Source organism: Bradyrhizobium sp. CCBAU 51745, from assembly GCF_028128715.1.
Lineage (GTDB): Bacteria > Pseudomonadota > Alphaproteobacteria > Rhizobiales > Xanthobacteraceae > Bradyrhizobium > Bradyrhizobium manausense.
Map to the genome: position 1 here is coordinate 64,295 of NZ_LBJP01000008.1, position 11,800 is coordinate 76,094.

The 11,800-nt window shown below is 64.6% G+C and carries 13 protein-coding genes and 1 pseudogene; 7 read left to right on the forward strand and 7 right to left on the reverse strand.

Annotated features, from left to right (window positions below; all coding sequences use genetic code 11):
* Window positions 1-43: 43 nt before the first annotated feature.
* The gene (locus tag XH98_RS10985; RefSeq protein WP_057759009.1) at window positions 44-2,356 is read left to right on the forward strand and encodes an NADP-dependent malic enzyme; all 2,313 of its coding nucleotides are present in this window, start codon (window positions 44-46) and stop codon (window positions 2,354-2,356) included.
* Window positions 2,357-2,643: 287 nt separating this feature from the next.
* The gene (locus XH98_RS10990; RefSeq protein ID WP_271618597.1) at window positions 2,644-3,096 is read left to right on the forward strand and encodes a DoxX family protein; all 453 of its coding nucleotides are present in this window, start codon (window positions 2,644-2,646) and stop codon (window positions 3,094-3,096) included.
* A 4-nt stretch (window positions 3,097-3,100) separates the two neighbouring features.
* On the opposite strand, the gene XH98_RS10995 is transcribed toward XH98_RS10990, so the two are convergent.
* The 3 genes from XH98_RS10995 to XH98_RS11005 all read right to left on the reverse strand — a co-directional run bounded on the left by XH98_RS10995 (window position 3,101) and on the right by XH98_RS11005 (window position 5,451).
* Complete coding sequence (locus XH98_RS10995) at window positions 3,101-3,652, reverse strand: dihydrofolate reductase (protein ID WP_271618598.1); 552 nt, start codon at window positions 3,650-3,652, stop codon at window positions 3,101-3,103.
* A 7-nt stretch (window positions 3,653-3,659) separates the two neighbouring features.
* Window positions 3,660-4,718 (reverse strand): polysaccharide deacetylase family protein, encoded by a 1,059-nt coding sequence (locus XH98_RS11000; RefSeq protein WP_271618599.1) that lies wholly within the window; start codon window positions 4,716-4,718, stop codon window positions 3,660-3,662.
* A 163-nt stretch (window positions 4,719-4,881) separates the two neighbouring features.
* On the reverse strand, window positions 4,882-5,451 hold the full coding sequence (locus tag XH98_RS11005; protein ID WP_271618600.1) for a glutathione peroxidase: 570 nt from the start codon (window positions 5,449-5,451) through the stop codon (window positions 4,882-4,884).
* 681 nt (window positions 5,452-6,132) lie between these two features.
* Between XH98_RS11005 and XH98_RS41040 the strand changes: the two genes are divergently transcribed.
* Window positions 6,133-6,699, forward strand: coding sequence for a pentapeptide repeat-containing protein (locus tag XH98_RS41040; protein WP_442868572.1), 567 nt, complete (start codon window positions 6,133-6,135; stop codon window positions 6,697-6,699).
* On the opposite strand, the pseudogene XH98_RS41045 reads toward XH98_RS41040, so the two are convergent.
* Window positions 6,597-7,205, reverse strand: a pseudogene (locus XH98_RS41045) (L,D-transpeptidase family protein); the annotation flags it as partial. The gene XH98_RS41040 and the pseudogene XH98_RS41045 sit on opposite strands and share 103 nt — an antisense overlap.
* A 209-nt stretch (window positions 7,206-7,414) precedes the next feature.
* On the opposite strand from XH98_RS41045, the gene XH98_RS11015 reads away from it, so the two are divergent.
* Window positions 7,415-7,963, forward strand: coding sequence for a CreA family protein (locus tag XH98_RS11015; RefSeq protein ID WP_057757796.1), 549 nt, complete (start codon window positions 7,415-7,417; stop codon window positions 7,961-7,963).
* A gap of 11 nt (window positions 7,964-7,974) precedes the next feature.
* On the opposite strand, the gene XH98_RS11020 is transcribed toward XH98_RS11015, so the two are convergent.
* On the reverse strand, window positions 7,975-8,181 hold the full coding sequence (locus XH98_RS11020) for a hypothetical protein (RefSeq protein ID WP_271602980.1): 207 nt from the start codon (window positions 8,179-8,181) through the stop codon (window positions 7,975-7,977).
* A gap of 221 nt (window positions 8,182-8,402) precedes the next feature.
* Here XH98_RS11020 and XH98_RS11025 point away from each other — a divergent pair, with 221 nt between their 5' ends.
* Window positions 8,403-8,753, forward strand: a complete 351-nt coding sequence (locus tag XH98_RS11025) for a hypothetical protein (RefSeq protein ID WP_271618602.1) — start codon at window positions 8,403-8,405, stop codon at window positions 8,751-8,753.
* A gap of 37 nt (window positions 8,754-8,790) precedes the next feature.
* The gene (locus tag XH98_RS11030) at window positions 8,791-9,156 is read left to right on the forward strand and encodes a hypothetical protein (RefSeq protein ID WP_271602978.1); all 366 of its coding nucleotides are present in this window, start codon (window positions 8,791-8,793) and stop codon (window positions 9,154-9,156) included.
* Window positions 9,157-9,166: 10 nt separating this feature from the next.
* Here XH98_RS11030 and XH98_RS11035 read toward each other — a convergent pair whose 3' ends face one another.
* Entirely contained in the window at window positions 9,167-9,418 is a 252-nt protein-coding gene (locus XH98_RS11035) for a DUF6719 family protein (RefSeq protein WP_271602977.1), read from the reverse strand.
* A 68-nt stretch (window positions 9,419-9,486) separates the two neighbouring features.
* A complete protein-coding gene (gene pdxR / locus XH98_RS11040) occupies window positions 9,487-10,950 on the reverse strand; it encodes a MocR-like pyridoxine biosynthesis transcription factor PdxR (RefSeq protein ID WP_271618603.1) in 1,464 nt (487 codons plus the stop codon).
* Between the two features lie 75 nt (window positions 10,951-11,025).
* Between pdxR and XH98_RS11045 the strand changes: the two genes are divergently transcribed.
* Entirely contained in the window at window positions 11,026-11,751 is a 726-nt protein-coding gene (locus XH98_RS11045; RefSeq protein WP_271618604.1) for a pyridoxamine 5'-phosphate oxidase family protein, read from the forward strand.
* Window positions 11,752-11,800: the final 49 nt, after the last annotated feature.

The following is an 11,800-nucleotide window of genomic DNA, read 5'->3' on the forward strand; positions in this document are numbered from 1 at the left end:
GGATGATGCATTTTGAGGCCGGTAACGCGAGGCAAGAGACCGCATGTCGTCCTATTCCGATGATCTCCACCAGGCGGCGCTGGCCTATCACCGACTGCCGCGCCCCGGAAAGCTCGAGATCCAGGCGAGCAAGCCGCTCGCCAACCAGCGCGACCTCGCGCTTGCCTATTCTCCGGGCGTTGCCGCCGCCTGTACCGAGATCGCCAAGAACCCGGCGGAAGCCGCGACCCTGACCACCCGCGCCAATCTGGTCGCGGTGGTCTCGAACGGCACGGCAGTGCTCGGCCTCGGCAATATCGGCCCGCTGGCCTCCAAGCCGGTGATGGAGGGCAAGGCGGTCCTGTTCAAGAAATTCGCCGGAATCGACGTGTTCGACATCGAGATCGCCGCCGACACCATCGACCGCGTGGTCGAGACGGTGGCCGCGCTCGAACCGACCTTCGGCGGCATCAATCTGGAAGACATCCGTGGTCCCGAATGCTTCGAGATCGAGGCGCGGCTGAAGGAGCGCATGAAGATCCCGGTCTTCCATGACGACCAGCACGGCACCGCCATCATCGTTGCCGCCGCCATCACCAACGGTCTGAGGCTGAACGGCAAGAAGCTGTCGGAGGTCAAGATCGTCGCGTCGGGGGCAGGGGCGGCGGCGATCGCGACGCTCAACCTGCTGGTGTCGATGGGCGCGCAGCGCAAGAACATCTGGGTCTGCGACATCGACGGCCTCGTCCATGAGGGCCGCAACACCTCGATGGACCGCTGGAAGGCGGTCTACGCGCAGAAGACCGACAAGCGCACGCTGGGCGACGTCATCGGCGGCGCCGACATCTTCATCGGCCTGTCGGCACCGGGCGTACTCAAGCCCGAGATGGCCAAGGCCATGGGCGAGAAGCCCCTGATCATGGCGCTGGCCAATCCGACGCCCGAGATCATGCCGGAAGAGGCGCGAAAAGTGCGTCCCGACGCCATGATCTGCACCGGTCGCTCCGACTATCCGAACCAGGTCAACAACGTCCTCTGCTTCCCCTTCATCTTCCGCGGCGCGCTCGATGTCGGCGCCAGCGCGATCAACGAAGAGATGAAGCACGCCGCGGTCGAGGCCATCGCGCAACTCGCCCGCGAGGCGCCGTCGGATGCCGTCTCCCAGGGCAGCCTCGATACCGGCGAGGCTGGCGGCTTCGGTCCGGGCTCGCTGATCCCCAGCCCCTTCGACCCACGACTGATCCTGCGTATTGCGCCGGCGGTGGCGAAGGCGGCGATGGAATCCGGCGTCGCGACGCGCCCCATCACCAATTTCGACGAATATCGCGCGCTGCTCGAGCGCTTCGCCTTCCGCTCCGGCCTCGTCATGAAGCCGATGTTCGCCAAGGCCAAGACTCAACCGGTGCGCGTGATCTACGCCGAAGGCGAGGACGAGCGCGTGCTGCGCGCCACGCAAGTGGTGCTGGAGGAGAAGCTGGCGACGCCGATCCTGGTCGGCCGCCCCTCCGTGGTCGAGGCGCGCATCAAGCGCTTCGGCCTGTCGATCAAGGCGGGCAAGGATTTCGATCTCGTCAACCCTGAGGACGATCCGCGCTATCGCTCTTACGTGCAGTCCTATGTCGAGGTCGCCGGCCGTCGCGGCGTGACGCCGGATGCTGCGCGCACGGTGGTGCGTACCAACAACACCGTGATCGCCGCGCTCGCGGTGACGCGCGGGGAGGCCGATGCGATGCTTTGCGGCGTCGAGGGCCGCTACATGAGCCATCTGCGCCATGTCCGCGAGATCGTCGGCTTCTCGCCCGGCGTCAGCGACTACGCGGCATTGGCGTTGCTGATCACCAGCAAGGGCGCGTTCTTCATCGCCGACACGCAAGTGCGGCCCAATCCGAGTGCGGAAGAGCTTGCCGAGATCGCCTCGCTTGCCGCGGTCCACGTCCAGCGCTTCAACATCAAGCCGAAGATCGCCTTCGTCTCGCACTCCGATTTCGGCAGCTACGACACCGACTCCTCGCGCAAGATGCGCCGGGCGACCCAGCTCTTGAAGGAGAAGCACCCGGAGATCGAGGCCGACGGCGAAATGCAGGGCGACACCGCGTTGTCCGCCGCGGCGCGCCGCATGGTGCTGCCGCACTCCAAGCTGGAGGGCGAGGCCAACATCATGATCATGCCGAGCTTAGATACCGCCAACGTCGCCTACCAGATGATCAAGTCGCTGGCGGACGCGCTGCCCGTCGGCCCGATCCTGATCGGCCCGGCGCGGACAGCCCACATCCTGACGCCCTCGGTCACCGCGCGCGGTATCCTCAACATGACGGCAGTTGCCGTGGTGGAAGCGCAGGAGCGTGCAGCGCGGCAGCAGCCGACGCTGTTTACTTAGCGGTCGTGCTCCACGAACTCGTCATGCCCGGGTTTGTCCCGGGCATCCACGTTCTTTTTGCGGCAAAGGCAAGTCGTGGATGGCCGGGTCAAGCCCGGCCATGACGCCGAGAGGGTGGTGGTCGAATTCGTCCCCGTCGGTTCAATTCCGCTATGGAGCGCCAACGCGCTCCGCACACCACACTTGAATAACTTTCCGTTTTCCATTTCCCCGTTTGTAAACCGCAATCGGACTCATCATAATCTCTCAGCGCATTCCGTGCTTTGCGTTTTGCCAAGAGGCCGACCATGCCAGCGTTCGTGACTTTCGGGCGAATCCTGTTCGCCGTGCTGTTCATCTACACGGGCGCCACCAAGTTCTTCCCCCTCCAGGCGACGGCCGACTTCATCGCCGGCAAGATCGTGGTGCCCGATGTGATCGCGCCTTATGCCAAGCAGGTGGAGACCGCGACTGCGATGACCACTCCGCAGCTGCTCGCGATCGCGCTCGGAGGGCTCCAGATTCTGGCGGGATTGATGATCGCGCTGAACTTCGGTGCGCGCTTCTTCGCGATGCTGATGGTGATCTACATCGCTGTGTCGACCGTCATGTTCTCCGATTTCTGGAATCAGAGCGCGCCTGAGAACGCCGCGGTGGTGATCGACGCGCTGAAGAATCTTTCGATCATAGGCGCGCTGTTCATGATCATGGGCTACGGCCGCGCCACGCGCTCGGTCGAGACCGCCTACGGCGACGTCTAAAGCGCTAGCCCCGCCGCCACGGCGTTACGGTGACGTCATGCGCGGCGTCGAGCATATAGGGTGTCCCCGCAGTCAGCCCGTGTGACGTCAGCACGTCGTGCGGCGTTCGCCGGGGCACGTCGACGAAGCAGCCTTCGCCGCCGGGCAGCCGCACATGCGGGGCTTCCGACAGCCAGAAGGTGTCGTAACGGTCCATGAACATGTCGAACACGACCGGGCCGCCAATGATCGCGACCCGCCCCGAGGTAACATCGGCAAATGCGCAGGCCTCCGCGAAGCTCGCATGCTCCGAATTCCACAGCGTCGCGTTCGGCATCTCGGGATCGACGGTAAGGGCCTTGATCTTGCGGGTCAGGATCAGCCGCTTGCGCTTGGGCGAGTTCGGCTGCCCCTCGTGCGAGTTGCGGCCGTGCACGATCAGCGCAGCACCATCGAGCGCCTGCTCGAAGAACAGCTTGTCGCCTTCGAACTTCAGGCTGTCGGGCATGACATGGCTGGCGTCGGCAAGCATGCCGTCCGCCGAGACGATGACGTAGCCTTCGAAATGGAACGACAAATGACGACTATTCGGAAACGGTCGTCACCACGGAATTGACCGGGCGCGTGCTGACTGTCGGCAGCTTGACGTCCTTCATCAGCTGCTGGTCGTATTCGGGCAGCGAGGCCACCGGCGCCTTGGCGCGCATCGCCACCACCTTGTAGCCGCCGGCCTTGAGGCGGTTCAGCAGCTCGGGCAGGGCTTCCGCCGTGTGCTTCTGGAAGTCGTGCATCAGGATGATGCCCTTGCCCTTGGTCTCGAGCCTCTTCATCACGGTCTCGATCACTTTCTCGGGCTTCGAGGCCTTGAAGTCGAAGGAGTCGATGTCGCAGGAGAAGATCGCAACGTTGCGGTTGCCGAGATAGGTGACCATCTCCGGCGGATGCTGCAGCGCCGGGAAGCGGAAGAACGCGGCGGGCGAGATGCCGCCGAGCGCCCATTTCACGGCGCTGATGCCCTTCTCGATCTCTTCCTTGCGCTGCGCTTCGTTCAGCTTCTTGTCGTTGAGATTGGCGTGCGACCAGGTGTGGGTGCCGACGGTGTGGCCGGCGGCGTAGACCTGCTTCAGGATCTCCGGCTCGTAGGTGGCATGCTTGCCGATCGAGAAGAAGATGCCGGTGGTGCACTGGTCGGCGAGCGCCTTCAGCACGGCAGGCGTGTTGCGTGGCCAGGGACCGTCGTCGAAGGTCAGGACGACCTCCTTATCGCGCAGGAAGTCGAGCTCCTTGAAATGCTCGAAGCCGAAGCCGGGGCCACCCGTCGTGTCGATTTCCACAGTGCGGGCGACGCCCAGCGCGTTCGGATTGTTGCCCCCCCCCCCCCCCCCCCCCCCCCGTGCCGGCTGCGGCGCCTGTTGCGGCGGGGGCGGGAAGGCTGCGCTCGGTTGCGCAGCAGCTGCCGCCGGGGCCGCGGCTGCTGGAGCTGCCGCCGCAGCCGGTGCTGCCGCGGGTTTTGCAGCCGGTGCTGCTGCGGGCGCGGCCTGGGTGGCGGCTGCGGGTTTTGCAGCCGGGGTCTGCGACCATGCCGCGCCTGTCAGCGCAACGGACATCGCGCTTGCCAAAATCAGTTTTGCCGCCACACGCATGGTGTTGTCCTCGAGATTGACCCCGTTGTTCCGCCGTGGCTTTTCGCCTCCGGCAAAACCTTCCTGCCCCTTATCACCTTAGCCTAGATGGTGCTCCATCGCCATTGCAACGGCTGTTTGGCCCTCCGCCGCAATTGTGCCCAACCGCGTTGCGACCGGCCCGTCAACTGTCGGCCAATGCCCGGGCTATCGCGGTTTTGACGCGCGTGTCGGCAGGCTCCACGGCTGAAGGAAACACCTCGGCGATATAGCCGTCGCGGCCGATCAAGTATTTGTGGAAGTTCCACTTCGGAACCTCCCTTGGCCGCGCCTCGGCCGCCCATTTGTAGAAGGGATGGGCCTTCGCCCCTGACACGACCGCCTTGGCCGCAATCGGGAAGGTAACGCCGTATTGGTGGTGCGCGGTCTCCGAGATCTCGCTGATGCCTCCGGGCTCCTGGCCGCCGAAATCATTGGAGGGCACGCCAATCACGGTGAGGCCGCGGTCGCGAAACTCGCTCCAGATCTCCTGCAGCCCGGCATATTGCGGCGTGTAACCGCACAGCGAGGCCGTGTTGACGACCAGCAGCGGTTTACCGGTGAAGGCGGAGAGGCGGATGTCGTCGCCGGACAAAGCGGGAAATGAGAAGGCGTAAGCGGAAATCCGGCTCATGCCGCCGTCGGCCCGCGCGCGCGTTGCCGATGCGGCTGCAGCGAGCAGCGCAGTGGTGAGCATGGTCCTGCGGCTCAACATGGCGGCGTCCCCCGGATGTGAAACGGGGCGGAGCTTACCCCGCTGATGCGACGGGCTCGCTCAACACCGCGTTATCTGACGCGGCTACGCTGCTAGTACAGGCGGACGATGAAGTCGGTGCCTTCGCCGGTTTCGCCCTGGTTGATGCCCTGGTCGGACACGATGACCGAGGCGCCGGTGGTGAGCATCTCGTTGATCTTCGCCATGGCCTCGGCAGGGATCGTGATGCGATCCAGGGCCTCGGCCGGGCTGTCGGGCGTCACCACAGGCCTGGCGGCAACAGGGATCACGGCAGCGCCACGCTGCCGGCGCGACAAATGACCGTCGTCCTCGCGCGCGGCGGCGCGGACGGTGACAGGCAGCGATACCACCGACCAATGCAGCGCATTCGAATCGGTCTTGTCGACCTCGGCCGTGAAGACGTGTGTGCCGAGCGGCCGGTCGTTGGCCGCGATCGTGACGGGCACATCGAACATCGGCGCGAAGTTCTGCCGCACGTAGAGCTTGGAATCCTTGCGGCTGATGAACACCGCAATCTGACCGGTCCGCTTCGGCAGGTCCGGCTTCACGGACGGCGCGGGATCGGCGATGCGGGTCTGATCCTTCTTCGCATCCGGCGAAGCAGCTTGCGCGGGCGCAACCGTTGTCGCAGCCGCGTCGGGCTTGTTCTCGGTCGCCGCCGTGTCAGCCTTGGCGGGCTCGGACTTGGCGGGCTCGGACTTGGCGGGCTCGGACTTGGCCGGCTCGGACTTGGTGGGGTCGACCTTGTCTGCCGGCTTCTCGTCTGGCGTCGTCTTGGCCGCGTCCGCAGCGTCAGTCGGCTTTGTTTCGGTGCTCGCCGCGTCAACGGGCTTGGCAGCGTCGTCCGTCTTCGCCGCTTCGTCGCGAACCGGCGCGTTGCCCGTGGTCACATCCGACATCACGGTATGGCCCACCGTGGAGCGCAGCTCGAGCACGCCTTCTGCGCTGGCTGTCTTCCTCTCCAAAGATTTGGTCTCGACGGGCTTTGCGTCCGTGACCTTGGTGTCAGGCGCGCCCTTGTCCGCCTTGTCGCCGACGCTCGTCGGCGGCTCGAGGCTTGCTGCGGGCTGCGGCGGGACGCGCAGGGAAGCGAGCATCGGATGCGAGAAGCTTTGCGGCGTCATCTGGCCCGGCGTGACGATCACGCGCGCGCCCATCTTGGTCCAGTTCCACATCTTGACCGCGAACGCCATCGGCATGCGGATGCAGCCGTGCGAGGCCGGATAGCCCGGCAATACGCCGGCATGCATGGCGACGCCGGACCAGGTGATCCGCTGCATGTACGGCATCGGCGCGCCGCTATAGATGTTGGAGTGGTGGAATTTGTGCTTCTGGATGACGCTGAACACACCCATCGGCGTCGAATGGCCCTTCATGCCTGTCGACACCGGCGACTCCGCGAAGACGCCCTTGGAGTCGTAGATCGTCACCTTCTGCCGCTCGATCGAGACGACGATGACGAGCGGGCCTTGCGGCTTCGCGCCGGTCTCTTTCTCGCCGACGGTCTCTTTCTTGGTCTTTGCGGCTGCCGAGCCGCGCTTCTGCGGCTTCAGTCGCGGCTCCGCCGGATAGCGCTGTTGCGGGGCGTAGTACGCGCCCGAATAGTCCGGATAATAATAGAATGCTGCTTCCGCCTGGCTGGTCGTTCCGATCGCACCCGCCGCCGCCAAAATCGCGGCCTGCCACAGCCGTGCCGGCGCGGCGGAGAAGGGGGACCCGTTCACGCTATTCATTCCTCGAATCCACAATCCAAATCAGACGTTAGTGTCGCAGAGGGGATACGCGTTCACCAGCACGGTGGTTCTGCGATCCGCTACATTTGTTCAAGACGTAACAAAAAAGCCTCACGGAGCGGTAAACGGCGGCCGCGCCCGGCCTGCTGTCACCTTCCTGTCGGGACCTCCCATACCTACATTGCCAGGACTTGTTACCGGAGAACTTCATGTCATCCCGTTTCCCCGGTCTTTCCGGCATCCGCTTGAAAGGCCTTGCTTTAGTGCTCCTGGCTCTGGCCGTTCCTCTGGCTTGCGCATCGGCCGCCGACGAGCCTGATCTGATCTTCCGCCGGTCCACAGTGTTCAAATGGATGAGCCCGAATGACAAGCTCGCGACCTATGGTCTCGACGACCCCGAGGTCGAGGGCGTGGCCTGTCATTTCACGGTACCGGAGAAGGGTGGCTTCAAGGGCTGGCTGGGACTTGCCGAGGAGGTCTCGGACATCTCACTTGCCTGCCGCCAGGTCGGCCCGATCAAGTTCAAGGAGAAGATGGAACAGGGCGACGACATGTTCCGCAGGCGCCGGTCGCTGTTCTTCAAGAAGATGCAGATCGTGCGCGGCTGCGACGCCAAGCGCAATGTGCTGGTCTACATGGTCTATTCGGACAAGCTGATCGAGGGATCGCCGAAGAATTCGACCTCGACCGTTCCGATCATGCCGTGGGGACCGGCTGACGCGAACGTCCAGAAGTGCGGCGACTTCTTTACTCAGTGACGCGCTTGCGTTCACTCAGTAGTGGGATCGCGCTTCATGCGCGGTTTCATCAGGTGCGAGCCGCTTAGCCGCACGAACGCCTGCGGCGCGGCCTCGTAGCCGCGTCCTGATTGCAGAGCCATCGCGCCGGGCAAACCGGTACGGTCGCCGATCTGCCGATCGGCGCGGTCCGTAGGCTGCGCCTCCTCGCGCACCGTTGCGCGATCTTGCGCCATCATGATGGCCATCCCTCAATATGTGCCCTGATAATGACGGGCCGTTCGGTTTCGAAGGCTTCGGTCGCGTCCGATCGATTCTCGGTTCATCGGGGGGCCGGCCCTCGTTCGCCGACCTCTTCAGCAGAAAACCGTAAAATGCATGTGAAGCGCAGACGTCGCCGATATGACCGCTTCGCCTCCAGTGACGCAGACGGTCGTTCTCATGCCGGTTGAAACCATCAATGGCCCCATCTGAAATGATTGATGTTTTCGGCAGATTGTTTCGTCGCGCCGTGAGCGACGAAACAATTCTCACCGGGAACGAAACCATTCTGGGCTTTGGGCGCATCACGGAAGAAACCGCTGATGGTTATCAGGGTGACAACGACGACGGCGGAACCGCCGGCCACGCAATTCGGAGATATCCCATGCGCGCGCTCAGCTTCATCCTTGCTTTCGGTTTCGTGCTCGCCGGTTCCTCGTTCGCGGGAGCACCGGACGGCAATCTGCCCGGCATCGGGACCTTCCAGTACAGCGGCTCGCCGATCTCAACCACGGCGCCGCAGCCGATCGTTGTGGCGGCGCGCTTCTGATCCCCCAACAAGAAAACCAGCCCGCAAAGGCGCCATCATGTATCTTCGTTTCTGCGCCGCGGCGTTCCTGTCCCTTCTGACCATCAGCTCCGTTCAGGCTCAGGTGCGCTCACCGAGCCGGTTGCCGGATCCGCGCAGCGAGTTCGTGAGGCAATGTGCGCCGCGCATGCTCGGGCGCTGGGAGCACCCGGAAGAGGTCTGCGGCTGCCTGCATGATCACGCGGCTGCCGTCGTCGAGGATCGCGACCTGCGCGAAGCGCTGCTGCGCGGCATCAGTGAGACCGGCGTTCCCACGATCGAGACCGATTGGGTGCCGGCCGCCAAGCAAGGCGAGATCGGCGCGACCTTCACCAAGATTGCCAAGCCGACCTTGCAGTGCATGTTCGACCCTGCGAAATCCTAAGGTCTCACCTCTACTTCGGACCGAACCGCGGCACGCAGGATGCCGTTCGCGCGACGCCCTTGTCCGTCATCTTCGAGCCACGTACTTCCTTGACCTGTCCGGCCGGGCAGGTTCCGTCATCCACCTGCACGCGCTGGCCGAGCTTGAGGTCGACGATATCCTGCTCACGCCCGACCGTGGTCGCATAGGCCGCCGAGGCGAGCGAGGAGGAGATCAGGAGCGCGAGGCAGGCTGCACGGCCGAGTGAGGCGACGGGTGACATGATGAGGGATCCCGGAATCGATTCTGCAATGTTAAGCAGCAGCCACCGATTCTGATACTGAACCTTTGTCAGGCCTGCCGGGCGTGATGGCCCTTCGGGCGCAATCTGGCGCGCGATTCTTTTGCAAGTCGTTCGGCGGCAGTGACGAGCTGTGGAACCGCATGCCCTGAAAATCCCAGCACGAACCCCGGCAGGGGCCGCGTCCGCGCATAGGTGTCGGCGAGCAGCCAGCCTTCCGCACCTGCCGCCTGCTTTGCTTCAGCAGCGACCACTGGGGCAACCGACGGATCGAACCGGGCCACGAGGTGCAGGCCCTGCGACGGCACCGGGACCGACAGCGCACCACCTGACGCGGCCTCGAGCGTTTCGGCCAGCGCGTCGCGCGCTTCACGGTAGAGCTTGCGTACCCGCTTCAGATTTGCGGCGAAAGCGCCTGAGTTAAGCATGTCGGCGACCGCGCCTTCCATCAGCGTGGCGGGGAAGCGGTCGAGCGCGGCGCGCGCGGCCGTGACGTCGCCGATCAGGCGCTCGGGCAGGGCGCAATAGCCGATGCGCAGGCCCGGAAACAGCGTCTTGGCGAAGGTGCCCATGTAGATCACGCGCTGGAGGTGATCGATGCCGGCGAGCGACATCAGCGGCGCGCCGTCGTAGCGGAACTCGCTGTCGTAATCGTCCTCGAACACGAAGGCGCCGGCCTGCTTCGCCCAGTCCAGCAGCTCGAGCCGCCGCGGCATCGACATCTGCACGCCCAGCGGAAACTGGTGCGACGGCGTGACATAGGCTGCGCGCGCACCTGGTGCGGCGGAGCGGCCCCTCGCGACTTGCAGACCGTGGGCGTCAACGGGAACGGCGACGGTACGGTAACCGCATTGCGCGATGGTCTTGCGCGCCGTGGGATAGCCTGGATCCTCGCACCAGACTTGATCATTCGGTTTCAACAGAGCGCCCAGCACGATACGCAGCGTGTGCAACGTGCCCGACGTCAGCATGATCTGGTCGGGGTCGCAGCGCAGGCCCCGCGCCGAGAGCAGATGATCGGCGATCGCAACGCGCAGCTCATTGCTGCCGCGCGGGTCGCCGTAGTGCAGATGCTCGCTGCCAAAGGCGCGCAGCCGTCGGCCGACAAAGGCGCGAAAACGTTGCACCGCGCGCTCGTCAATATGGGTACAGCCGAGCGAGAGGGCGCCTTGTTTCGGCGCCTCGACGATCACCTTCGGCTTCTTCGATGCGGCGGCGCGGGCCGGGATGCGCGCGGCGACAAAGGTGCCGGAGCCAACGGTTGCTTCCGCAAACCCGTCGGCGATCAGGCGCTCGTAAGCCGTGACCACCGCATTGCGCCGAAAGCCGGTCTGCTTCGCCAGCGCGCGCGAGGGCGGCAGCGGCTCGCCCGACTTGACGAGGCCGCCGACGATCATCTCGCACAGCGCTTGGTACAGCCGGTGCGCCGAGGACGCGCCGGCTGTGATGTGCGGGCCGGTGAGATCGAGCGGCAGCTCGGCCTTCCCGGGAGAATTGGTCGGAATTTTTTGCATGGAATTGGCACTATCGCAGACCAAATGCGCGGCTACAACTGGTCTGGAACTGTTCCAGACCCGACAGGAGCGGCCGTGAGCCAGACCGAGAGCCCAAATTCCTATCCGACGTCGGCGCGCAACCAGGTGAAGCGCCGGCACGACCGCGGCTTCTACGATCACGCCACCGTCCACCGCATCCTGGATTCCTCGATGTTGTGCCACGTCTCCTATGTGATCGACGGTCAGCCCTATTGCACGCCGACCTTCTTCTGGCGCGAGGGGACCAAGCTGTACTGGCACGGCTCGAGCGCCAGCCGCATGCTGCGCAACCAAACCAAAGGCGAGCGCGTGTGCCTGACGGTGGCCCATCTCGACAGCCTCGTGTTGGCGCGTTGCGGCTTCAATCATTCCGCCGACTATCGCGCGGTGATGGCGTTCGGCACCGCCTATCTCGTCACCGATCCCGTCGAGAAGGAGCGCGCGGTGGTCGCGATGGTCGACCGCTTCTTCCCGGATCGCACCGCGGGCCTGCGGGCCAGCAATATCCAGGAGATCAAGGCGACCTCCTTTATCGCGATGGATATCGAGGAGGCCTCGGCCAAGATCCGCGCCAAGGGTGTCGCCGACGACGAAGAGGACTACGAACTGCCTATTTATGCCGAGCGCATTCCGGTTCGCACCGTTCTCGGCGCGCCCGAGCCGTGCCCGCGGCTGCTCGATGGCGTCACGCGTCCTGCGACGCTGAATGGCTATTCCGAGGGCCGCCTGCTCGAAGATGCATTGCGGGATGCTTATTTTGTAGAGTACCCCAACGGCTGAAATCGGCTAGCTTGCGCGCTCCTTAGACCAATCGGATGCCGGGAGTTGC

What these genes read in the sequence shown, in the direction of transcription:
- XH98_RS11025 (WP_271618602.1), top strand. Translation starts at nt 8,403, where the DNA reads ATGGCCCCATCTGAAATGATTGATGTTTTCGGCAGATTGTTTCGTCGC.
- XH98_RS11020 (WP_271602980.1), bottom strand. Translation starts at nt 8,181, where the DNA reads ATGATGGCGCAAGATCGCGCAACGGTGCGCGAGGAGGCGCAGCCTACG.
- pdxR (WP_271618603.1), bottom strand. Translation starts at nt 10,950, where the DNA reads ATGCAAAAAATTCCGACCAATTCTCCCGGGAAGGCCGAGCTGCCGCTC.
- XH98_RS10985 (WP_057759009.1), top strand. Translation starts at nt 44, where the DNA reads ATGTCGTCCTATTCCGATGATCTCCACCAGGCGGCGCTGGCCTATCAC.
- XH98_RS11005 (WP_271618600.1), bottom strand. Translation starts at nt 5,451, where the DNA reads ATGTTGAGCCGCAGGACCATGCTCACCACTGCGCTGCTCGCTGCAGCC.
- XH98_RS11015 (WP_057757796.1), top strand. Translation starts at nt 7,415, where the DNA reads ATGTCATCCCGTTTCCCCGGTCTTTCCGGCATCCGCTTGAAAGGCCTT.
- XH98_RS10990 (WP_271618597.1), top strand. Translation starts at nt 2,644, where the DNA reads ATGCCAGCGTTCGTGACTTTCGGGCGAATCCTGTTCGCCGTGCTGTTC.
- XH98_RS11000 (WP_271618599.1), bottom strand. Translation starts at nt 4,718, where the DNA reads ATGCGTGTGGCGGCAAAACTGATTTTGGCAAGCGCGATGTCCGTTGCG.
- XH98_RS11030 (WP_271602978.1), top strand. Translation starts at nt 8,791, where the DNA reads ATGTATCTTCGTTTCTGCGCCGCGGCGTTCCTGTCCCTTCTGACCATC.
- XH98_RS11035 (WP_271602977.1), bottom strand. Translation starts at nt 9,418, where the DNA reads ATGTCACCCGTCGCCTCACTCGGCCGTGCAGCCTGCCTCGCGCTCCTG.